Genomic DNA, 21,280 nt, shown 5'->3' on the forward strand with positions numbered 1-21,280 from the left:
ACATACCATCAAAGATCAGGATTATGACTCCACCACCAGACGCACCCGCAAATGCTGACTCAATCAGAGAAGCTGACGAGATTACCTACGTAGACCGCAAGATGGCGTTTATCTGTTCCAAAGGCAACCTCGACATGGCATACCCTGCCTTGATCATGGCTCACTCCGCACTCAACGCGGGGGTTCACGTGGACGTATTCTTTACTTTCTGGGGCTTGGACATAATCAATAAACGTACGATGGACCGACTCAAGTTCACCATGCAAGGCAACGCTGCCATACACTTTCCCACACTGGAAAAGTATTATCCCGGATTAGGGGATATGCATTTTTCTCCATTGTTTGGCGCCCTGCCGGGAATGACGAAACTTTCTACCTGGTACATGAAAAATGAGCTGCAAAAGATGGAAATTCCGCCCGTACGCGACATGCTTGAACAGATTGCGCAACTGGGGGCGAACCTGTGGGCATGTAAACTTTCGGCAGACATGATGAAGCTGACACCGCGTCATCTACACAAATGCGTCCGAGGAATTGTCGATGCTGATACTTTCATCGAGATGTCCGAGGGAGCACAGATTATCTTTATCTAAGTTTTCCGGGTAGGTCGCCCCGTCACCAGTGCGGTAAAGTGGCTTGGTGCCGTTTGTTTTGAGAGGTGGGCAATGCCAAAGATATGTGTAATCGGAGCGTCAGCGATGGGTACGGCGCTCTGCCGACCACTTGTTGACACGGGCTGGGACGTAGCCATGTGGGGAACCGAATACGACGATGCCGTTTTGGATGCATATGCTCAGGGTCAACCCCACCCCGCGATTCACGTGCCCTTGGCACCCCAGGTTAAGACCTACCGTGCCAAACACCTCGATGCGGCAGTGAGAGGCGCGGAAGTGCTGGCGATATGTGTTGCCGCAGTAGGTCTACCCGATATCACCAGACGTCTGGCGCCATATTTCGACCTTGTGCGGGCAGTCTGGGTACTGACGAAGGGCTTTGTCAAGGATGAAGCGGGTCAAGTTCATTTGCTGGCAGAAGCAATGGAACAGATTGCGGTGGCAAATGGCGCCGAACTACCGACTCTGGTGTCCATCGGAGGTCCCGTCATCGCCCGCCAATGCGCGTTGAGTGAACCCACCGCGACGGTGTACGCCTGCCAGGATTTCGGAGCTGCAATTCACTATGCCCGGACAGTACGCACTGATTATTACCGCGCTTTTCCAGCTGAAGATACGACCGGGGTGGAGGTCTTGGCTCCTTTGAAAAACAGCTACGCCATCGCCCTGGGAGTGACCGAGGGCATTCAGGAATCAACCGGATCTCCACAATCTAACTTGCGCGCCGCCGTGTTTGCCCAGGCAATTCGCGAGATGTCTCTGGTTTGCGAAGCTTTGGGCGGTCGCCCGGAATCTGCCATTGGTCTGGCGGGAGTAGGCGACCTGGAAGTTACCGGCATTTCGGGCCGCAATAAGTTTTTCGGGATGCGTCTCGGGCGCGGTGAGCACCCGGACGAAGCCGAAACCGAAATGAAAGCGGCAGGGCACACGGTCGAGGGGGTACACTCCACCCCGTTGGCAATGACACTCATCGAGCAGCGCTGCCCGCAGCTTTTGGACGAACTGCCTCTGCTGCGCGCCGTGGACGAAGCCATTAGCGGAGAAGTAGATATTCGCAAGACTCTGGTTTCGGCAGCCCTGCCCGCCTATCCCGCGGATAATTTTGCTGCCTCGCAGCAAGGTAAGTGGAACTCGGATTGGTCTCCCGCTGCATCTGGTCTCTCGTGGAGACTGAAGAAGCTGGTCAGACGGTTCAAAAAATAAATTAAACCGAGGGATCGGTCTCTCAACAGTTCCCGCCACGCTATTATTTTCGTTAGAATTCTGAACGGATTCGATGGCGAAATCACGAAGCAATGAGGCTTGGAATGAAAAACGTGGTGATTATTGGTGGAGGTACCGGTGGCACCGTCACCGCAAATTCGCTGGCGCGCCGGTTAGATTGTAAAGAGTTCCAAATCACCGTCATCGACTATTCCACTCGGCATTATTATCAACCGGGTTTTGTCGCATTACCCTTTGGGAAAATTCCGAATCCTCTGCTGTGGCGGCGGCGCCGGCAGACCCTCCATCCTGGAATCCGTTTCCTGCAGGATAAAGTAACCGCGGTGGACCCGGTCGCAAAAATGGTCATCACCCAAGCCAAACAAATTTCCTATGATTACCTGGTCTTGGCAACAGGATGCGAGTGTCGTCCTGAGTTGGTCGAGGGAATGGCGAAGGGAACCCTCCTGAACACAGGGATCTATTCTTTCTATACCCAGGCTTGGGCGCGACGTTTACGCCGGGCGCTGCAGACCTTTACCCACGGTCACCTCGTCGTGCATATCTCCGAATTCCCCATCCGTTGCCCGGTCGCCCCAATTGAGTTCGCCCTGAAAGCCGATCACTATTTCTTTACCCACCGGGTCCGAGATGACATCGAAATTACGATAGTTACCCCGCAATCCCAGGTTTTCGAGCAATCTATCGCTGCTCGGAATCTTTCTAACCTGTTGCGCCTGCGCGACATCGAGGTGCAGCCTGACTTCGTAGTCCGCCACATTGATGCAACGGAAAAACGGATGTATGCCTACGACGGCAAGGCTATTGATTACGACATGCTGGTGACCGTTCCTCCCATGCGAGGTCAGCAATTCATCGTGGATTCCAAGCTGGGCGATGAAATGGGATTTGTGCATCCAGATTTAGAAACACTGCAGCATCGTGAATACCCCGATATTTTTGTCATTGGTGACACTGCCGATTTGCCAACTTCCAAATCTGGATCTGCGTGCGTATATCAATCTAGGGTATTAGTTTCTAACTTACTTGACTACATAGCTGGTAGGCCAATGATGCGGCGTTATGATGGTCACGCGATGTGCATTATCGACACCGGTTACAATCAGGCTACCGTAATTGATCGTTCCTACACCGTACCAGCAGTAACTGGAAACTGGTTTTTTCCTCGCCTGGGTCCCCTGTCGTTGCTGAAACAGACACGGAGAAACCACCTCGCAAAACGGCTCCTGTTCGTGTTCTATAGCGCGTTCATGGCAGGTCTGCGTGTTTTTGACAGATTCTCTCATATACAGCTTTTCGGTAAGGATTTTAGGCGCTGGGGCTTACGCCCCGACGGCACTACTCCGCTGTCTGCTCCAGACACGACCCCAGACGCCGACAGTTTAATCGCCCCCACCTGGAAACGTCGCCCTAACGCCTGTCTTGCCGCGGCATTTTCCACAAAAGTTCTGAAAATACCCGTCCTCCACGAAGCCGGAGGCAGGAGTATTGACGTGGACGCGGAGGGCTTTATGACGAATCCATGTCAATGGACCCGCGCGGTCGGGACTGATTTGGCGCGAGCGATTAACTTGGAAATGACCCCCCGACATTGGGAAGTCATCGAATTTGCCCGACAGAGTTTTGTCAAATACCACGTCAGTCCCTCTCTGCGCCGTATGGAAATGGCGGGACACTTCCCAATTGCAGAACTGTTCGAGCTGTTCCCATCCAAGCCAAATAAACTCATCTGCTACGTAGCTGGTATTCCGAAGCCCCTAGGCTGTATCTAAGTGCCGGAAGGATATTGATCTATGGAAAAATCTGCACCTGATTTTTTTGACCAGGATTTCTGGCGCGTATCTGAGCCATTGTTGCACATGGAAAAACGCAAGATGGCATTTATCTGTTCCAAAGGAAACCTCGACATGGCTTACCCGGCGCTAATTATGTCCATCGCAGCGCTTACCGAAAAAGTGGACGTCAATATTTTCTTTACTTTCTGGGGTTTGGACATTATCACGAAACGCACCATGGACTCCCTAAAATTCACTATGCAAGGAAATACAGCTCTGCACCTTCCCCTTTTGGAAAAATTTCGTCCCGGTTGGGGGAAACGCTACCTGCCCCCGAGCTTTGGAAATCTGCCGGGTGCCACGCATCTCGCCACCTGGTACATGAACAAAATGCTTGAAAAGAACGGTATCCCTCCCGTGCGCGACTTGTTAGAACAGATTGTCGAAATGGGCGGTCATCTGTGGGGATGCAAAATGACCGTTGATCTCATGGAGCTGCGCCAGAACATGATGTTCAAGGGGGTTTCTGGGATTATCACCGCCCCTGATTTTATTAAGAAATCGGAAGACGCACAGATTATTTTTATCTAATCTCCTGGTTTACTCTCCTCGCACTCTTGAGCGCTGACCCAGTCCCGAATCGAGCGCTGTTGCTGCCGCCGCTTAGGGGTGAAAAATGACCGGTTCCGCGGGTAGATTTTCCGGACTCCAACTCGCGAGAGCGTGGTTCAGGATTTCCTCTGTAGGGAGGGTCAGCAGTGCGGTTGCGTCAGTTTTCGCTGCCGACCATCCCAATGTTTCTAAAACCTTCAAGAGAATCTTTTGATCAGACCACCCCAGCGCGTTCAGTTCCGGGCGAGTCACGGATTTATCTCGCTTTGCCAAACGCTGCCCTTGCGCATTCATGACCAGTGGCACATGAGCATAGGCGGCAGGATAGCCACCCAAAATTTCGGTCAGCCAGGCCTGCACCGGGGCGCTGGAAGCCAAGTCAGCCCCTCGCACGATTTGATCCACGCCCTGATTGATGTCGTCCACCACCACGACCAGCTGATAAGCCCAATCCCCATCGGTGCGTCGCAATACGAAATCGTGAAGCAGACCAGTCAGTGGCCCCAACAGAGAATCTTTTACCGTATATTCCACTCCTTGTGGCGCCCGCAAACGCAATGCCGGTTGGCGACCTTGCGCTGCCAGTGCGGTCCGTTTAGCCTCCCGTTCAGAATCACTCAGGTCCCGGCAGATTCCCGGATAAATTCCTGGTTTCCCGTGCGGCGCACTGGCAGCTGCCGCGATATCTGCCCGCGAACAGTAGCATTCATAAACCAGACCTTTTTGTACCAACTGTTCCAAGGCGACTTGGTACAACTGGTGGCGCTGTGATTGGTAGACGACCCTCCTGTCGCTCACTATGCCCAATGCCGCCAAATCTGCCAAGGATTGTGCAGCAAAACTGGGACGGGAGCGTCCGGTGTCAATGTCCTCTATTCGCACCAGGAATTCGCGCCCACTGGATTTAGCGAACAGATACGCTGCTACCGCGGTGCGCAGATTCCCGAAATGCATGACTCCTGACGGGCTAGGAGCAAACCGACCGAAGCCACCGCGACTCACGTTAAACCCGCTTAACCAGCGGGAATGTAATAGTTTCGCGGATTCCCGACCCGGTCAAGGTCATCAGCAGACGATCGAGACCCATTCCCATACCACCTGCGGGAGGCATCCCCTGTTCCATAGAGATGAGGAAGTCTTCATCCACTTCCATGGCCTCCGGATCTCCATTGGCAGCATCCAAAGCCTGCTGTTCAAAGCGCGCTCGCTGTACCACCGGGTCATTCAACTCGGAATATCCAGTGGCAACTTCAAAGCCACGTATAATCAAATCCCACTTTTGTACCTGACCGGGCTTATCGGGGTGTGTCTTTACCAAGGGCGAAGTGTCTTCGGGGAAATCGCACACAAAAGTCGGTTCCCACAATTTATCGCCAACCAGTTCTTCCCACAGAACTTCTACGATTTTCCCGGAGGGATAGTAGGGTTCCAGCTCAATGCCGAGCCGATCTGCCAATGCGACCAAGGCATCTTTCGGAGTCCGCACCGTGACTTCCTGCCCCAGCGCTTCAGACAGGGAACCGTAGAGGTCAATCCACTTCCATTCCCCGGATAAATCGAATTCGGTTCCATCGCTCAAAGTTACGACTTCGGTGCCGAACACGTCCCGTGCGCAGCGCTGAATCATTTCCTGAGTCAGGCGAGCAATCTGGTGGTAGTCTCCGTAAGCGCAATACACTTCCAGCATCGTAAATTCAGGAGAGTGCGAAGAATCCGCACCTTCGTTGCGGAAGTTCCGGTTGATTTCAAAGACCTTGTCTATTCCGCCAATCAGGCAACGCTTGAGGAACAGTTCCGGGGCGATACGCAGATAGAGCTCCGTATCGTAGGCGTTCATATGGGTCACAAAAGGACGGGCGGCAGCCCCGCCGTGCAGGGTTTGCAGCATCGGGGTTTCGACTTCGATGTAGTCGTGTTCATCCAGGTAGCGACGCAGTGTCTGTACCACGCGAGACCGGTTACGTACCATGTCGCGGGCAGCGGGACGCATAATCATATCCAGGTCACGCCGGCGAACCCGCATATCCTCGCTCAGGGAAACTTCTTCACCAGCCTCGTTTATGTACGATTTCGGCAGGGGGCGCAAGGCTTTACAGGTCAGCTGCCAAGAATCCACAAAAATGGACAGCTCTCCACGTTTGGAGCTGATGACCCGACCGTGGACAAACAGGTGGTCGCCCAAATCAACCTCCGCTTTGTAAGCGGACATTGATTCCGGACCGACTTCCCGTTCGCTAATCATGATTTGAATGGTGGAACCATTGCCCTCTTGCAGGGTGGCGAAAGCCAACTTGCCACTGGAGCGCATCAGACGAACCCGCCCTGCCAAGCCGACAAATTCTGCGGTTTCTTCCCCTGCCTGCAAATCCGAGTATTTTTCACGAACTTCAGAAATGGTGGTGGTTATATCCACGTGAACCGGATAGGGATTTTTGCCTTCTGCCAGCATCTTGGCGCGTTTCTCCGCGCGGATTCGGATCTGTTCAGGAGCCTCGGCAGCATACGTTTCCTCGTCGCTCGCCACAGGCGCTGGGTTTACATTCTCAGTTTTGTTTTCTTTTTCAGCCACCGTTCTAGTCTAGACCATTCCCCGGTCGCGTTGTTCAGTAAGGGTTTTTACCCTTTTCAACCGGTTCCTCGGCGGGTTTGCGCCGGGTAAAATTGCCCCAAGAAGTCAATCAAGATGTTTAGGGGATGCGATGCAACTTTCCGCCGCTGACAAAATGACTGTTTCCACCCGGCTGAACGAAGCTAAACAGTCCTTAGATGAGGTTATCAGCCTCCTCGACACTGATGCAGACGCGAGCGTATTGATTTCCAAGCTGAACGAGTCCTCACGCCGCTTAGACAGGGCTTCTTTCGCCCTGATGGTTTCCAGTTTGCAGGGTACCGCCGAGGCCAGTGAACCGGAGCGAGTAGAAAATATCAAACACCTGGAACAGCTGTTCTTGCACATTGAGTAAGCGGGTGCGACTGCAAAACGCAGGCGCACCCGGAATTAATCAAACAGGATGAGTTCCCTGTCCACGTGCACCCCGCGAGGAGTCCGCTTCGAGCGATTTCTCCCGCAACCACCATAGACGTTTACTACCCCAGAAAGGCGCGGCAGGACCCTTGTGACCTCTAAAGTTGCACGTCCATGTTGTCAATCAGTCGAGTAGAACCGACCTTCGCCGCCAGTGCCAAGATTGCCGCACCGTGAAATTCGCCGGTAATCGGCACGAACCCTGTCGGGTTCACCAAGGCGACATAATCCACGTCTATGCCGGGCACCGCTGTGAGACGTTCCCGCACCTTAGCTGCCAAATCGCTCGCACCAAGACGAGAGGCGTTTTCTCTCCCCCACTGCAGAGCCTGGGAAAGGTTTAAAGCAGTGTCGCGTTCCTGCGGGGACAAGTAGCGGTTGCGCGAGCTCAAGGCCAGACCGTCGGGTTCCCGGCGGATTTCCACCGGCAAAATAGTCAAAGGGAAGTCCAGGTCGGTAACCATCTGCGAGATAATGGCGAGTTGTTGGGCGTCTTTCTTACCAAAAGCCGCCACATCGGGACGAGTCAGGTGGAACATCTTGCCCACCACCAGCAGCACTCCAGCAAAATGGGTAGGGCGAGTCTTGCCTTCTAGGATTGTGGCGGCGTGTCCGGGATCAAAGCGGACCAGTGCCTCACCGGATGGATACATGACCTCAGGGGTAGGCGCAAACAGGGCGTCTGCCCCGACTTCTTGAAGCTTGGCGGCGTCCCCTGCCAGGTCACGAGGGTAAGTGTCGTAGTCCTCACCGGGCGCGAACTGTGTGGGGTTGACGAACACCGTCACCAGCACGGTATCTGCCTGGGCTTTCGCGGCACGTACTAAATCCAAATGCCCTTCGTGCAGGGCTCCCATCGTCATGACCAGACCAAGTTTGCCCTGAATACCTTTGCGCCAGGTCGCCAATTCTTCTCGGGTTTTCAGTAATTCCATGGTCTTATTCCTCTCTGAAAATATCTGTCTGTTCCTCGTTAGAGTCGGCACAAGGCTGCGTGTTCGAGATGACGCGTTCCAGCCAAGCCGCGGGGGGTTCTTTGTCCCGCGCCATATCAGCATGCGAAACTTGCAGTTCCCACAGACTTTGCGCAGAGCTGGTAGGCAGATGGTACACCGTGGTTGGCACCACGCCCGGCACCAAGTGCAGTTTGACATTTGCCATCCCTAAAGCCCGTTGCGCCGGTCCTTGCCGCAGGGCCACGGATTGCATCCGGCAATGCGGTACAAAAGACACGCGCCGGGTAATCCTGCCGTCGCGAATCATCACCATCGTCGTGGTCAGCACCGCAGCTTTGCGATTCCAAGTAATCCAATCAAACCAGCGAGCTTTCGGTGAAGCCGTAAAGATTCCCGGTGCCGGACCGGATCCGTACATCATGACTTCCAAGAGATTTGTACCGGCTGTTCCAATTTCGGCGCCGTTGAGGTCGGTGACCGCACCGAGGTCGTGTTCCATCATCCACAATGCTTGCAATGCCTGAGCGCGGGTTCCTACCGGCAGCATCACGTGAGAGCTGGTCTTGCTCTTATTACCGCCGTTTCCTTCAGAGGTTCCCTGGTAGCCAGCCATAGTTAACTCGACCCGCCACCAGTCCTTACTCCGCCACAGGAAGGGCTGCTTTAAAACTACAGCGTGGACTCGCCCCGGAGGAATGGTCTGGGAATCATGGGTCGTCAATCCGTGGCGCAGACGGATTCCATCGGCAGAAGCCGCCGCGGTAAAGTTCCACCCTTCGTTGACTTTTTGACCTATCGCCGTGATAGTAGCAAAAATACCGGCAAGCACACCGAGCAGGGCTTGGGGTGCCACTAACAGCGCTGCCCAGAAACTGTCCGCATCACCGCTCATGAAGATGGCTATCGCGGGAATCAGCCCCAGCACCAACAGCAGCGGAATCAGCAGCACCGCGAACCAGGTAGAAACTGAACGCAAGATTGATCCCACCAGCATCTCGGTGGGGATTTCGTATAGTTTTGTCTCCGGCGCTTCCCCGCTGGCGGCGGGCAGGTCTCCCACTAATCCAGCTTCGCCTATCCCGATGATTTTTGTACTATTCGTTAAAGAATTAGTGGTATCTACAGCACGGTTGGCAACAGTTTTTTGACCTGATGCTTTGGTTAAAACTTCAGCCCGTAGCTCCTGCGCCTGAGAAGCCTTCAGATACATAATGTCAATCTGGGAACCGCTGGCTCCTGCAGAATCCACATGCAGCTTTGCTAAACCGAGCAGACGCGGCACCAACGGGGCGATAACGTCTACCGCTTGAATTCGGTTCAACCGCATGTGACGTTCTTTTTTAAAAATGATGCCGTGACGAAACAAAACCGCTTCATCAGTCAGCGCGTAAGCGGTAAACCTCCAGCTCAGATAGGCAAAAAGAACCAGCAACAGCAGAAGCACCACGATTCCCAGCAGGGAAAAAAGCAGCACCGGCAAGACCTTTCCTGTCGACCGTATCGCAGCCATCGCCTTAGAAATGTCACGTATCAAGTCGAGCTGCGAATAAATGATTGCCACCAGCGCCACCAGAACCCCCCACATCTGGGTCAGTGGCGTCAAGGGGTGTACTTTGCGCCAAACCGGAGGTTGCGCAGTAACGCTGGAGAGGTCAGAACTGGCTGGAATCCCCTCCGACGAGCCCTGCGAGGGCATAGGCGCCGAAGACTCTTTGGGGGTTCCTTCCGAGGGTTCCCAGCCCGGGTCAATTGGTTGTGTCATCTGTCTTTCCTCGCCGTGTTCACAATCCTGCTCTCAAAGATTCACCGCGCGCGGTGAGGATCTGACGTAAGCGATCTGCCTCGGCATGGTCCAATCCGGGGATGCTCGCCGCCGATTCCGTCGAAGCGGTCTTCATGCTGACCTGGGCAATGCCGAAAATCCTGTCGATAGGTCCTTGCTGCACATCCACAAACTGCATCCGCCCGTAGGGAATCGCCCACATTTTCTTAAACATGATGCCCCGACGTAAAAACAAATCCCGCTCGGACTCAGCGTAACCCCATGCCTTGACCTGGCGTGGAATTAACCACAACTGCCACACCAACAGACCAATCGGTACAATCTCTAGGAACCAAAACCACGGAATACCTTGTGTGCACATCATTGCCCCTGCGAATCCCCCAAGAGCCAGCGCGAACACCGCAATCCCCGCCAACAGTCCCAGAATCCGCACCGTGATGAGTTTCATGGAAATCGGTTTAAACGTCACGCCTGCAGGGTTAAATAATTCATCGGTCATGGTGACATCCTATCTGAGCGCCACGAAATTAATCATGGCGGAATGTGCATTCAGCCTAAAATTTTACGAAGCTGCTCGCGCTGGTGAGAGCTTAAACCTCCACGTTGCCACAACCGCTGGGTCGCAGCTCGCGCCAATGCCCGATAGGAATCGGGCACGTCAGCCAAATCATCAAAAGGTAGTGCGGGATCCAAATCATCTTTATGCAGCACGGGTCCGCTCCGCAGCGCCTCTAGGTGCATCGCCACGGTTGGAAAATCAGCACGTGCTACCGGTCCAGACAGCCCGGTTTCTCCTTCGCGCAAAGCCCGGTCAAAAGCCGCTTTAAACAGAGGTTCAGCAAAAACAGCCGGGTCGTCCAGCCCTGCCATCTGCAACGCCCGGATTGCCTGGGTCAGCACGATTACCAGGTGATTTGCCCCATGCGCCAAAGCCGCGTGGTATAGGGGACGCGCCGAATCCGGAAGTACGTGAGGCACCCCGCCCAAGTCCAAAACCAGAGCTTGCGCCACTGCCAACAGGGATTGCGGAGCATTAACCGCCCAATGAGTTCCTGGTAAACGTTGCAAATCCAAGGAAGTGCCGGAAAAAGTCTGTGCCGGATGCAAAGCCAGGGGAATGGCTCCTGTGCAGACGGCAGGCTGTAAAACATCCAATCCGTGAGCCCCGGAAACGTGAGCCACCAGCTGACCCGGTTGAAACGCCTGAGTCTGCGCTAATTCAGCAACGAGGGGGGCAATTTCTTGATCTCGCACGCTCAACACCACCAGGTCGCAATCAGGCACCAGCTGTGCCGGCGGCACCACCGCAACACCGGGGAGGATGGCATCCACTCTTTCTCGGGAAGTCTCCGAGCGCGCCGAAACTCCCGCTAACGTATGACCTGCCTGCCTAAACGCAGCAGCCAAGATAGGACCGACCGCCCCCATACCGATGACTCCGACCCGCAGCGACGGACTGGGATTCCCACCAATTTCAGACATGTCACTATCGTAAACTACGCCAGCCACACGAAAACTCAGCACTTTCGAGGAGCGCCAGGCTCTACCCTTGTGAACCCATCAACCACTGAAAATTGCTCACCATAAGGGAATCTCGGGATTTCTCAACGCAAAATCCCCCGTCAAGCTGTACCCAAGCACTATTTTTTGCAGTTAAGATGTATGTGAGGAGTGTTGTGCCTCCTAACTCGCACGACATATTGAACGTTTTGTTTAACGAGGATGGTTATGGAACCTGCAGTGAGCGAAGCACGACTTTTGGTCGTGGATGACGAACCTAATATTCGCGATCTTTTGGCATCCTCCCTGCGTTTTGCGGGATACGATGTCTTAAGCGCCGGGGATGGCACCGAGGCTTTGCGCCTGGCCACAACGGAGAAACCCGATTTGGTCATTTTGGATGTCATGTTGCCCGATATGGACGGCTTTACCGTGACTCGAAAGCTGCGTGCTTCCGGAATTGATATGCCAATTTTGTTCCTGACCGCCAAGGATGACATGCGCGATAAGGTCGAAGGTCTGCAGGCTGGCGGAGACGACTACGTCACCAAGCCTTTCGGTCTAGAGGAAGTCGTGGCGCGTATCAACGCTATCTTGCGTCGCACGAAGCGGTCCGCGGTGGAACAACCCCTGCTGCGCGTGGCTGACCTGGAGCTGGATGACAACCTCTACGAGGTGCATCGGGGCGGGCGTCTCATCGACCTCTCCCCCACCGAGTTCAAACTGTTGCGTTACCTAATGGTGAACGAAGGTCGTGTGGTTTCAAAGACCCAAATCCTCGATCACGTGTGGGAATACGATTGGGAGGGTGACGCTGCCATCGTTGAATCTTACATTTCCTACCTGCGACGCAAACTTGATGCCCCTGACGAGACTGGCAGTATTCCGCCTTCGCTCATCCAAACCCGTCGTGGTGTCGGTTACCTGTTACGCGATCCCAACGAGTAATTATCAGCGGTTTACTGCCGCCGTTGCGATATGAGAATACGAGGCGGGGTAAATCATTTCTCTGCCGTCTGGTGGAATGAGTCGGGTTTTCAAGGAGGCACCCAAGTCAGATGAGGAGTGGCAAGTGCGTGGAATAGGGAAACTGTGGATCTCCCTGGCCTTGGCCACGCGACTGACCATAATTTTTGCAGTCGCCTTGGTCGCGGCGCTGTCCTTAGCTGGCACCGTAACGGTGCTGTCACTTTCGTCGTATCTGACCAGCCAGCAGGACGCCCAGCTTTCCGCGGCAGCTAGAGTGATGGGCCCCAACGCCGCGAACCTTTCGGACACTACGGTGTTTTCCAACAATATGCCCAGCGATTACTACATATACGTGCAGTTTGTGGGCTCGATGCACCGTCCGGATCGTGAATTTATCACCCCGTCTACGAAGAGTAAGTCGGGCATTCCACAGCGTCAATACTTGCCGAAAAAAGCTGATATTCCCACAATAAGTAACTCATCTTCCCTGGTCATGCCCGGAACGACGGTTCCGTCGACCAAATCCGGTCAAAAGTGGCGGGTGTTGTCGATTTTGCTGACTTCACAGGGGAAGGTCGCGGGAGCCGCGACTGTTGGTCTGTCTATGACTCCGCAGAGTAATATGCTGCAAGCCATTATGTTTACCATCACAATCTCGACATTGATCATCGCCATTGTCGGCACTTTGATGACAAACTACCTGGTAGGAAGAGCTTTCCGACCTCTGCATGAGATTGAAGGAGTTGCGAACAAGATTGCGGCTGGAGATTTGACGCAACGTGTTAAGAAAGCTCCCAACACCACCGAAGTGGGATCCCTGGCGAATTCTTTGAACGTGATGCTTTCCAACCTGGAACAAGCGTTCTCTGCCGTGGAATTGTCCGAACGTAAGATGCGGCGTTTTGTCTCTGATGCATCCCACGAGTTGCGTACCCCCACCGCTGCAATTCGCGGTTACGCGGAGCTGTCGCGGATGGGCGGTGTGGGTCCGGAGCGTCAGGCAGAAGTCATGGCACGCATCGAGTCTGAGGCCACCCGCATGGGCAACATGGTGCAAGACTTGCTGACTTTGGCGAGGTTGGATGAACATCGTCCGATGACGTTCGAGCGCACCGATATTACAGCTTTGGCGAGGAACTCTCTGTCGGATATGGCGGTGCTGGATCCGGAACGCGATTTGCAGCTGCTGAACATGGAAGATGAGACGCTGGAGGAAGTTTACAGTGTCTACGCAACCGTGGATGCGGAAAAGATTTCCCAGGTCATCACCAATTTGTTAACTAACGTGCGCCAGCATACTCCGGCAAACACTCCCGTCGAGGTGGTGGTGGGATACCACATGTGGCCCGACGAAACGGGAGCTCCTATTAAGAATGCCGTGGCTTCAAAGATTCCAGCTTTCCAACGATGCGCCGTCTTAGAGATTCGTGACCACGGTCCGGGCGTGGCCCCAGAAGACGCCAAAAAGGTCTTTGAACGTTTCTATCGTTCTGACACGTCACGAGTGCGGACCACCGGCGGAACCGGTCTGGGTTTGGCTATCGTTTCCGGTATCGTTTCGGCTCATAACGGTACGGTGGCGATGCTCCAGACTCCCGGCGGTGGTGCCACGGTGAGGATTAAGCTGCCCTGCCAAGCCTCACACGTGGATGCTGAAGGAGAAAACAAGAATAACCCAGCCGCGAAATTCGCTGCCGCTGCTGCCGCAATCAATAAGGTCTCCAGCTCCAAGGAAAACTCCCGTCAGCTCTCCGCGGCGCAATCTACCGCTAGTGCATCCCGATCGCGGGGTGTGCCCGGAGTAAACACGAAGGCTGTTCCTGCCGCAAGACCGACTCCCCCAGTGGCTCGACCCACCTTGCCGAGTCCCGTTGTGCCACCAACTCCCCCCGTGGCACCGCCCTCGCGACCTGTGGCTAAGCCCGTTCCCAAACCAACAGTTGCACCCCCACCCCCGCCCCCGCCGCGCTCCGCTTAAGTGAGGGTTTTTCCCCGCCGATGCCATTGAGAGCGCGGGAGTTATTGTCTGGAGCTTTGGTTTTTTAAGGAAAGTCGTTAGTACCGAAAGAAACAGATATACTTTGTAGGTTGCTTTGGGTTTCCCCAAGCGGACAGAGGATGATGTGTATGGCCGAGAAAATACCGGCTTGGTTATTGACGGGTTTTGCCCGTTCTGTTGCCGCAGAAGGCGGTACGGCGCCACGAGATGTAGCCGAATCCGTAGGCACTGAGTTGGCGCAGCGGTGGATGGCTCCGGAGCGCCATTTTCATAATCTTGAATATCTCAAAACCACACTGGAAAACGTCGATATTCTCAGCGAACAGGCTCGTGACGTGGAAGCTATCCGTTTGGCAGTGTGGTATCACGGTGCGATTTTTGATGTTTCCGAAGCAGCAGTAGAGCGCGGTGAAGCGGGACTGGATGTGCTGGGTTCAGCTGATTATGCTGCCGATTCTTTGGCTGAGTTGGGCGTTGGTGAAGCCCGGATTGAAAAAATTACGGACCTCATCCGAGGTTTATATCGCCATCAAGCAGTTGAAGACATTGATGCCCAAGTGCTCTCAGACGCGGATTTATGCGTTTTAGCAGCGGATCCTCAAGAGTATCTGGAATACCTGCGGGACATTCGCCGTGAGTACGCTGCCTACGATGAAGCTCGCTTTATTTCTGCCAGATCCACAATCATCGGCAACCTGCTGAGCCGCCCACAACTTTTTTGGACTCACGGCGCTGCGGGTTGGGAAGAACAGGCTCGCGAAAATCTGAGAGCAGAATTGGAACGTCTGGAAAAGACCGGCACTACTGGATTGGACATTGCTGGTGCTGGGGCTGAACCCGCTGCTCAAACCGGCGCGACTCCTGAAACAGCACCTACTTCGGATATGCTGCCTACCCCAAGGGAGGGCACTCCGGTGGAAACTGCCACCAAACCCGAAACCGGAGAGTTGCCCGAAGCAGCTTCGCGGGACCAGGATCCGGAAGATACGGATGAACCGAACGAAGTCAATCCTTATGCACCTCCGGACGAAGCAGATTTGGGATCGACCCTCGAAAACGTCGCTGAAGCCATGGACACGATGGTCATGAAAGCACTTAAACCCGCTGAAGTCGGTCTGAAACCCCTTTCTGACGTGGAGGAATAGGGTTTTCCACAGGGAGTACGATTTCGGAGTTTTCCACAGGTAATTTTTTTGTATCTGGGCAGCTGACTTCTCTTGCCTTAGTTTGAGAGTGCGAAAACCAAAGTTTGGTTTTCCCGCGCTTTAAGTGTTTCAAACGAAAGGAATCACCATGCAATTTCAAGTCGATAGCGATGCTGTAGCTGCCGCCGGCGCCCAAACCCGTGCCTGCGCTGAGGAAGTTAGCGCCCAGGTTTCTGCGATGATGGCAAATCTGACTACTCTGCAAGAGTCGTGGACCGGTGCCGCGTCCGGCGCTTTTGCGGCACTAGCAGCTCAATGGCGCGCCACCCAAGCTACCGTGGAGGATAACCTTCGCCAGATTGGTATACAGCTAGATACTGCCTCCGCGAACTATGCTGAAGCGGAATCGAATGCTACCGCGCTGTTTGCCGGAGCCTAAAAATCTTTGGAACAAACCAAAATACCCAAAACTGAGAACTGAGAGACTCGCAAAGTCTCTCAGTTCTCAACATTTTATGAAGTTCGTAAGGTCGGACGCTGTTTGTGTTTAGCGGTTCAGACCCAAGTTGATTTTCTTGCCGGTGACAAACGAGATTACGACCGCAGCCGCCACTCCAGCTCCCACACACAGCAGCATGATAAAGACGAAAGAAACCACACCAGGAACCGATTTAATCGGGGAGGACACAAAGGCTTGTGGCGCATTCGCGTTGATTGCCGAGATGGAGGTCTTGGCTTGTCCGTTGGCGTTGGCAGGAGCCTGGGGAGCCACATTAGCGTGAATCTGAGGTTCCGCGTTAGCAACGGAGGCAGGAGCCTGTGGGTACATGACCTCAGGTCCAGCCGGGACATCTACATCACTGCCGCCTGTGTTCAGTTCGGCAGTGGAGGGAGCGGTGGGTGCGGGGGATGAGGGATTGACCACTACATTGGAAGCACCAGAGGGCATTGAATCCAGATTCACGTGCTGCATAACCGTGCCAGCGGAGTCTCCGGATGCGCTCGGGGTAGACAAATTCTCAGCGTATGCAGCCGGGGCAAAAGCCAATCCCAGCATCAGCGCCGTTGCTGTAACCAAAAACTTTTTCATCGCGTCCTGCCTCAGTTTCGAATTCCTATTTCCAGGGTTTTCCCAGCCCCTCACCACACGATTTTCCCAGGTTCCAAACCGAGAAATCCTTGCGGCTGTTACTTAACATTGTAACCTCTAATTGATTTATCGGGAACCACTCAGTTTTCATTAGGACTTTTTTCGGAGTTTTTGCGTATATTTCAAGGTTTTTTCCGGGTATTGTTCAAATCTTTGTAATGACATACTCACCTATATTTTCTCGGTAGCAACCCGAAGCTGTCCCCCCACCGCCGTGGTTTTACGGATGACGGACTCATAAAATCCATCGGGGCGACTCCCGCAAAAGCAGGAATCGCCCCGATGAAAGTTATGAAAACTCGAGCAGTTGCCTACTGGCTTAGTACATACCACCCATGTTGTCGTCGCCAGCCGGAGCTGCTGCCGGAGCCGGAGGCTCAGGCTTGTCAGCCACCACGGCTTCGGTGGTCAGGAACAGACCTGCGATAGAGGCAGCGTTCTGCAGAGCGGAACGAGTCACCTTCACCGGGTCAGCCACCTTGGCTTCCAACAGATTCTCGTACTCGCCGGTAGCAGCATTCAGGCCCTCGCCCTTGGGCAGGTGGCGGACCTTCTCAGCCACGACCCCGCCTTCCAGACCAGCGTTGTCCGCAATCTGCTTCAGCGGGGATTCCACTGCTACCTGCACGATGGCGGCACCGGTCGCTTCGTCGCCTTTCAGCTGCAAATCCTTGAAAGCCTCCGCGGCAGCCTGAATCAGAGCCACGCCACCGCCAGGAACCAAGCCTTCTTCCTTGGCAGCCTTCGCGTTGCGCACAGCATCCTCGATGCGGTGCTTGCGTTCCTTCAGCTCTACCTCGGTAGCGGCACCGGACTTGATGACTGCTACGCCGCCAGCCAGCTTCGCCAAGCGCTCCTGGAGCTTCTCACGGTCGTAGTCGGAATCGCTCTTTTCGATTTCCTGACGAATCTGACGAATACGAGCTTCCAGGGCATCCTTGTCGCCAGCGCCGTCCACGATGGTGGTGTCATCCTTGGTGACAACAACCTTGCGGGCAGTACCCAGCACTTCCAGACCCACGTTCTCCAGCTTCAGACCGAGATCCTCGCTGACGACCTGGGCGCCGGTCAGGATAGCCATATCCTGAAGCATAGCCTTGCGGCGATCGCCGAAACCGGGAGCCTTCACTGCGACGACCTTCAGTGCGCCACGAATGCGGTTGAGCACCAGGGTCGCCAGAGCTTCGCCTTCGATGTCTTCTGCCACGATAGCAATCGGCTTACCAGCCTGCATGACCTTTTCCAACAGCGGCACCAAGTCCTTGATAGAGGAAATCTTGGTGTCCACCAACAGGACGTAGGTGTCCTCCAAAGCGGCTTCCTGACGATCCGCGTCGGTCACGAAGTAGGGAGAAATGTAGCCGCGGCTGAAACGCATACCTTCGGTGACTTCGAGGCTCAAGCCGAAAGTGTTGGATTCTTCCACGGTGATGACGCCCTCTTGACCCACCTTTTCCATGGCTTCAGCAATCATTCCACCGATGGTTTCATCAGCAGCCGAAATCGAAGCGGTAGCGGCAATCTGTTCCTTGGTCTTAACTTCCACTGCGTCGGCGAGCAACCGAGACACTACCGCGTCTACAGCCTTTTCGATACCGTGACGTAGTGCAATCGGGTTCGCGCCCGCAGCCACGTTGCGCAGACCTTCCTTGACAATAGCCTGTGCCAAAACGGTCGCCGTAGTGGTACCGTCTCCAGCCACGTCGTCAGTCTTCTTGGCGACTTCCTTAACCAGTTCGGCGCCAATCTTTTCGTAGGGGTCAGCCAGGTCAATTTCCTTAGCGATAGACACGCCGTCGTTAGTAATGGTCGGGGCGCCCCACTTCTTTTCCAACACCACGTTGCGACCCTTGGGTCCCAAGGTCACCTTGACGGTGTCGGCCAACAGGTCCAAGCCGCGTTCCATGCCGCGACGGGCTTCTTCTGCAAAGGCAATCATCTTTGCCATTTATTACAACCTCCGCTTTTATAAGGTTCATGTGCGGCGAATGCCCGCGACGGACGGCTGGGGTTGTGGCGGTTCACGTCTCCGCGCGACCTGCAGCCTCATTCACCAACTTGTCACTCTAACATTGAGAGTGCTAACTCAATCTTGGCACTCTCACACCGAGAGTGCAAGTTTTAAATTTCTGAGTTCACACCGTGAGGCTGCGCAAAATGCTCCGTCAGGCTACCCTTTGAGCCTACTCACCAGCACGATTTGCACCGTCTGCGCACCGTCTTTAGGCACAATCATGTCGATATTCAAAATCCGTTGCATCTCGCGCGCTTCCGCCTCGTGGCCAGCGGGGTAATAGATGGTGTTTGCCGAGGGCTTAGTGCCTTGGAAGTTCTCTGCGGATACTTTTGTGAAGCCATCCGCGGCTACTTTGTCTTTAACTTTTGCTGCCAGACCGTTGATTCCCGAAGCGTTCAAGACGCTCACGGTGATAGTTTTATCAGCCGCACGAGGCTCGGTCTTTGTTTCGGCGGTGGGCGGGGTGGTTTGAGTCGGCTCCTCGCTGGGTGCGGCGCTTTCCGCAGGCTTTTTGCTAGGTTTCTCGGTTTCAGAAGGGCTTGGCGTCGCCACAGCGTTTGGGGTTTGACTCGTTGGCGGCTTACCCGCCGCATCATTAGCAGTTGAGGGATGCGACCCAATTAGGAGCAGCATGGCCCAAGCCAGCAAGGGCGCAGCAATAATCACGATGACAAAAGGCAAGAAACCGTGCCACCAGGGCTGACCAGGCCGGTGAGCGCCCTGGGGTAAGTTTTTGCCAATACGGTCGAATTCATCCTCGGGGTATCGTGCTTCGTCCACGTGTCTAGCTTATGGATTATCGTAGTTTTCAGGCTGTTCCCACGCCGTTAACCCTACGGAAAGTAACGAAAAATGGATTCCAGACCGGCGGACTCAGGGCAGGCGCCAATCCACCGGCTGACCACTCTGCGCCACCAGCAGTTCGTTGGCTCGAGAAAAGGGACGGGAACCAAAGAATCCTCGTGACGCTGAGAGCGGGGAGGGGTGGACAGATTCCAGACAGGGCACATGGGGCATGAACTCTTTGGTCCTACGTGCATCGGCACCCCACAGAATCGCGACCAGTGGCAGCCCTTGCGCGGCGTGATGGTTAGCAAGTTCCCGGATGGCGAACTCAGTAATGGCTTCCCAGCCCCGACCCCGGTGAGAGGCAGGTTTCCCCGGCTGTACGGTCAAAGCCCGGTTTAGCAGCATTACCCCCTGTTCAGCCCAAGGTCGCAAGTCTCCCGAAGTCGGTAAGGGCAAACCTAAATCTTGGTGCAGTTCTTTAAAAATATTTACCAGTGAACGGGGAATTTCTGTACCGGACATTACAGAAAACGACAGTCCCATGGCATGACCGGGGGTGGGATAGGGATCTTGCCCCACAATCAGGACTTTTACCCGCTCCAAGGGGTACTGAAAGGCATGAAATACATTTTCTCCAGCCGGAAAGTACCCCCGCCCCGCCGCCAGCTCAGCGCGTAGGAAATCTCCCATGGCGTGAATCTGTCCCTCCACAGGAGCCATAACTTGCGCCCAGTCCGGGGACATAATCCGCTCCAATCCACCCCGTTCCTCTCCTGTTTGCATCGCCTGCTCCCTACATATCCAAGGCTAAATCGAGAATGGGGGCACTATGCGTGAGGGCTCCCACGGAGATATAGTCCACTCCGCTGGCGGTCGTCGCTGCCGCATCACGCAGTGTCAAGCCCCCGCTGGCCTCGGTTTTCACTCCGTGCGGGGCGGCAATCGCCACCGCTTTAGTCATGGTTTCCGGGTTCATATTATCCAGCAGAATCAGCCCTACCCCCAGATTCGTCGCCTCCCGAACCTGTTCCAAAGTGTCACATTCGACTTCCAAAGGTATCTGGGGAGCATATGCCCGTACTGCCAGCACTGCCGCCGTCAGCGAACCGGCTGCGGCAATGTGATTGTCTTTGATGAGTGCCGCATCCCCCAGCCCCATCCGATGATTTTCTCCGCCACCGCAGCGCACCGCGTACTTTTGCAGCACGCGCATTCCGGGAATCGTCTTTCGAGTATCACGCACCCGCGCTTTTGTACCTGTCGTTCCACTTTCGCCGGAGGCAGCAGCAATCGCATCGACATAAGCTGCCACCGCGGTCGCCACACCGCTGAGCTGACTGGCTAGGTTCAACAGGGTTCTTTCGGCGGTCAGCATAGTCCTGGCACCAGCAGTTATCTCTAAAATGACATCGCCTGGCTCGACCCGTTCCCCGTCCTGACGGCGCATCGCGACCTGCGGAGTCGAGGCACCGGTCTTTTGCGCCAACACGAAAGGTACCGCGGCAGCAACCGGAACCCCAGCCAGGCACCCCGACGCACGAGCCACCATCCGAGCTTGGAGGGTGAGTGTGTCATCAAAAATGGCATCCGTGGTGACGTCCGGTCCATACGCCAAATCTTCATCTAGAGTTGCCTCGATAAAGTCTGCGACCTGGCGCGAATCCAACTTCGCTGCCGCTAAAGCGCTGGCGATTTCTGGCGGTAACATCGTTCCCTCTTTCC

The 21,280-nt window shown here is 54.8% G+C and carries 20 protein-coding genes; 9 read left to right on the forward strand and 11 right to left on the reverse strand.

The window, feature by feature from the left end:
• Positions 1–23 precede the first annotated feature (23 nt).
• The 4 genes from HMPREF0573_RS02485 to HMPREF0573_RS02500 all read left to right on the forward strand — a co-directional run bounded on the left by HMPREF0573_RS02485 (position 24) and on the right by HMPREF0573_RS02500 (position 4,204).
• A complete protein-coding gene (locus tag HMPREF0573_RS02485; RefSeq protein ID WP_041798126.1) occupies positions 24–593 on the forward strand; it encodes a DsrE/DsrF/DrsH-like family protein in 570 nt (189 codons plus the stop codon).
• 72 nt (positions 594–665) lie between these two features.
• A complete protein-coding gene (locus HMPREF0573_RS02490; RefSeq protein WP_081458833.1) occupies positions 666–1,817 on the forward strand; it encodes an NAD(P)H-dependent glycerol-3-phosphate dehydrogenase in 1,152 nt (383 codons plus the stop codon).
• A 104-nt stretch (positions 1,818–1,921) separates the two neighbouring features.
• The gene (locus HMPREF0573_RS02495; protein WP_041797899.1) at positions 1,922–3,610 is read left to right on the forward strand and encodes a TusE/DsrC/DsvC family sulfur relay protein; all 1,689 of its coding nucleotides are present in this window, start codon (positions 1,922–1,924) and stop codon (positions 3,608–3,610) included.
• A 21-nt stretch (positions 3,611–3,631) separates the two neighbouring features.
• Positions 3,632–4,204, forward strand: coding sequence for a DsrE/DsrF/DrsH-like family protein (locus HMPREF0573_RS02500; protein ID WP_004008005.1), 573 nt, complete (start codon positions 3,632–3,634; stop codon positions 4,202–4,204).
• Between the two features lie 72 nt (positions 4,205–4,276).
• On the opposite strand, the gene gluQRS is transcribed toward HMPREF0573_RS02500, so the two are convergent.
• Entirely contained in the window at positions 4,277–5,179 is a 903-nt protein-coding gene (gene gluQRS / locus HMPREF0573_RS02505; RefSeq protein ID WP_013188800.1) for a tRNA glutamyl-Q(34) synthetase GluQRS, read from the reverse strand.
• A 49-nt stretch (positions 5,180–5,228) separates the two neighbouring features.
• A complete protein-coding gene (gene lysS / locus HMPREF0573_RS02510; RefSeq protein ID WP_013188801.1) occupies positions 5,229–6,794 on the reverse strand; it encodes a lysine--tRNA ligase in 1,566 nt (521 codons plus the stop codon).
• Between the two features lie 130 nt (positions 6,795–6,924).
• On the opposite strand from lysS, the gene HMPREF0573_RS02515 reads away from it, so the two are divergent.
• Positions 6,925–7,188 carry a hypothetical protein gene (locus tag HMPREF0573_RS02515; protein ID WP_004008002.1) on the forward strand — a complete coding sequence of 88 codons (264 nt, stop codon included), beginning with the start codon at positions 6,925–6,927 and terminating at the stop codon, positions 7,186–7,188.
• Between the two features lie 160 nt (positions 7,189–7,348).
• Here HMPREF0573_RS02515 and panC read toward each other — a convergent pair whose 3' ends face one another.
• The 4 genes from panC to HMPREF0573_RS02535 are packed head-to-tail and all read right to left on the reverse strand — an operon-like array spanning position 7,349 to position 11,471.
• Entirely contained in the window at positions 7,349–8,185 is an 837-nt protein-coding gene (panC, locus tag HMPREF0573_RS02520) for a pantoate--beta-alanine ligase (RefSeq protein ID WP_013188802.1), read from the reverse strand.
• Positions 8,186–8,189: 4 nt separating this feature from the next.
• Positions 8,190–9,968, reverse strand: a complete 1,779-nt coding sequence (locus tag HMPREF0573_RS02525; RefSeq protein ID WP_236589764.1) for a PH domain-containing protein — start codon at positions 9,966–9,968, stop codon at positions 8,190–8,192.
• A 19-nt stretch (positions 9,969–9,987) separates the two neighbouring features.
• On the reverse strand, positions 9,988–10,488 hold the full coding sequence (locus HMPREF0573_RS02530) for a PH domain-containing protein (protein ID WP_004007999.1): 501 nt from the start codon (positions 10,486–10,488) through the stop codon (positions 9,988–9,990).
• Between the two features lie 50 nt (positions 10,489–10,538).
• Positions 10,539–11,471 (reverse strand): Rossmann-like and DUF2520 domain-containing protein, encoded by a 933-nt coding sequence (locus tag HMPREF0573_RS02535; protein WP_013188804.1) that lies wholly within the window; start codon positions 11,469–11,471, stop codon positions 10,539–10,541.
• Between the two features lie 240 nt (positions 11,472–11,711).
• On the opposite strand from HMPREF0573_RS02535, the gene HMPREF0573_RS02540 reads away from it, so the two are divergent.
• From HMPREF0573_RS02540 to HMPREF0573_RS02555, 4 genes are all read left to right on the forward strand, one after another.
• Positions 11,712–12,437: a response regulator transcription factor gene (locus HMPREF0573_RS02540; RefSeq protein WP_004007997.1), complete on the forward strand. Its 726-nt coding sequence runs from the start codon at positions 11,712–11,714 to the stop codon at positions 12,435–12,437.
• 76 nt (positions 12,438–12,513) lie between these two features.
• Positions 12,514–14,436, forward strand: coding sequence for a sensor histidine kinase (locus tag HMPREF0573_RS02545; protein WP_013188805.1), 1,923 nt, complete (start codon positions 12,514–12,516; stop codon positions 14,434–14,436).
• A gap of 149 nt (positions 14,437–14,585) precedes the next feature.
• Complete coding sequence (locus HMPREF0573_RS02550) at positions 14,586–15,602, forward strand: hypothetical protein (protein WP_236589762.1); 1,017 nt, start codon at positions 14,586–14,588, stop codon at positions 15,600–15,602.
• 148 nt (positions 15,603–15,750) lie between these two features.
• Positions 15,751–16,041 carry a WXG100 family type VII secretion target gene (locus HMPREF0573_RS02555; protein WP_004007994.1) on the forward strand — a complete coding sequence of 97 codons (291 nt, stop codon included), beginning with the start codon at positions 15,751–15,753 and terminating at the stop codon, positions 16,039–16,041.
• Between the two features lie 108 nt (positions 16,042–16,149).
• Here HMPREF0573_RS02555 and HMPREF0573_RS02560 read toward each other — a convergent pair whose 3' ends face one another.
• The 5 genes from HMPREF0573_RS02560 to nadC form a co-directional block, all read right to left on the reverse strand.
• Positions 16,150–16,692 (reverse strand): hypothetical protein, encoded by a 543-nt coding sequence (locus HMPREF0573_RS02560; protein WP_004007993.1) that lies wholly within the window; start codon positions 16,690–16,692, stop codon positions 16,150–16,152.
• A 379-nt stretch (positions 16,693–17,071) separates the two neighbouring features.
• Positions 17,072–18,700 (reverse strand): chaperonin GroEL, encoded by a 1,629-nt coding sequence (gene groL, locus HMPREF0573_RS02565; RefSeq protein WP_004007992.1) that lies wholly within the window; start codon positions 18,698–18,700, stop codon positions 17,072–17,074.
• A 222-nt stretch (positions 18,701–18,922) separates the two neighbouring features.
• Complete coding sequence (locus HMPREF0573_RS02570; protein WP_004011514.1) at positions 18,923–19,549, reverse strand: LytR C-terminal domain-containing protein; 627 nt, start codon at positions 19,547–19,549, stop codon at positions 18,923–18,925.
• 93 nt (positions 19,550–19,642) lie between these two features.
• The gene (locus tag HMPREF0573_RS02575; protein WP_004011513.1) at positions 19,643–20,341 is read right to left on the reverse strand and encodes a uracil-DNA glycosylase; all 699 of its coding nucleotides are present in this window, start codon (positions 20,339–20,341) and stop codon (positions 19,643–19,645) included.
• 10 nt (positions 20,342–20,351) lie between these two features.
• On the reverse strand, positions 20,352–21,266 hold the full coding sequence (nadC, locus tag HMPREF0573_RS02580) for a carboxylating nicotinate-nucleotide diphosphorylase (protein WP_004011512.1): 915 nt from the start codon (positions 21,264–21,266) through the stop codon (positions 20,352–20,354).
• Positions 21,267–21,280 lie beyond the last annotated feature (14 nt).

The sequence above is a fragment of the Mobiluncus curtisii ATCC 43063 genome, assembly GCF_000196535.1.
Lineage (GTDB): Bacteria > Actinomycetota > Actinomycetes > Actinomycetales > Actinomycetaceae > Mobiluncus > Mobiluncus curtisii.

What these genes read in the sequence shown, in the direction of transcription:
- HMPREF0573_RS02485 (WP_041798126.1), top strand. Translation starts at nt 24, where the DNA reads ATGACTCCACCACCAGACGCACCCGCAAATGCTGACTCAATCAGAGAA.
- HMPREF0573_RS02490 (WP_081458833.1), top strand. Translation starts at nt 666, where the DNA reads ATGCCAAAGATATGTGTAATCGGAGCGTCAGCGATGGGTACGGCGCTC.
- HMPREF0573_RS02495 (WP_041797899.1), top strand. Translation starts at nt 1,922, where the DNA reads ATGAAAAACGTGGTGATTATTGGTGGAGGTACCGGTGGCACCGTCACC.
- HMPREF0573_RS02500 (WP_004008005.1), top strand. Translation starts at nt 3,632, where the DNA reads ATGGAAAAATCTGCACCTGATTTTTTTGACCAGGATTTCTGGCGCGTA.
- gluQRS (WP_013188800.1), bottom strand. Translation starts at nt 5,179, where the DNA reads ATGCATTTCGGGAATCTGCGCACCGCGGTAGCAGCGTATCTGTTCGCT.
- HMPREF0573_RS02515 (WP_004008002.1), top strand. Translation starts at nt 6,925, where the DNA reads ATGCAACTTTCCGCCGCTGACAAAATGACTGTTTCCACCCGGCTGAAC.
- panC (WP_013188802.1), bottom strand. Translation starts at nt 8,185, where the DNA reads ATGGAATTACTGAAAACCCGAGAAGAATTGGCGACCTGGCGCAAAGGT.
- HMPREF0573_RS02525 (WP_236589764.1), bottom strand. Translation starts at nt 9,968, where the DNA reads ATGACACAACCAATTGACCCGGGCTGGGAACCCTCGGAAGGAACCCCC.
- HMPREF0573_RS02530 (WP_004007999.1), bottom strand. Translation starts at nt 10,488, where the DNA reads ATGACCGATGAATTATTTAACCCTGCAGGCGTGACGTTTAAACCGATT.
- HMPREF0573_RS02535 (WP_013188804.1), bottom strand. Translation starts at nt 11,471, where the DNA reads ATGTCTGAAATTGGTGGGAATCCCAGTCCGTCGCTGCGGGTCGGAGTC.
- HMPREF0573_RS02540 (WP_004007997.1), top strand. Translation starts at nt 11,712, where the DNA reads ATGGTTATGGAACCTGCAGTGAGCGAAGCACGACTTTTGGTCGTGGAT.
- HMPREF0573_RS02545 (WP_013188805.1), top strand. Translation starts at nt 12,514, where the DNA reads ATGAGTCGGGTTTTCAAGGAGGCACCCAAGTCAGATGAGGAGTGGCAA.
- HMPREF0573_RS02550 (WP_236589762.1), top strand. Translation starts at nt 14,586, where the DNA reads ATGGCCGAGAAAATACCGGCTTGGTTATTGACGGGTTTTGCCCGTTCT.
- HMPREF0573_RS02555 (WP_004007994.1), top strand. Translation starts at nt 15,751, where the DNA reads ATGCAATTTCAAGTCGATAGCGATGCTGTAGCTGCCGCCGGCGCCCAA.
- HMPREF0573_RS02560 (WP_004007993.1), bottom strand. Translation starts at nt 16,692, where the DNA reads ATGAAAAAGTTTTTGGTTACAGCAACGGCGCTGATGCTGGGATTGGCT.
- groL (WP_004007992.1), bottom strand. Translation starts at nt 18,700, where the DNA reads ATGGCAAAGATGATTGCCTTTGCAGAAGAAGCCCGTCGCGGCATGGAA.
- HMPREF0573_RS02575 (WP_004011513.1), bottom strand. Translation starts at nt 20,341, where the DNA reads ATGCAAACAGGAGAGGAACGGGGTGGATTGGAGCGGATTATGTCCCCG.
- nadC (WP_004011512.1), bottom strand. Translation starts at nt 21,266, where the DNA reads ATGTTACCGCCAGAAATCGCCAGCGCTTTAGCGGCAGCGAAGTTGGAT.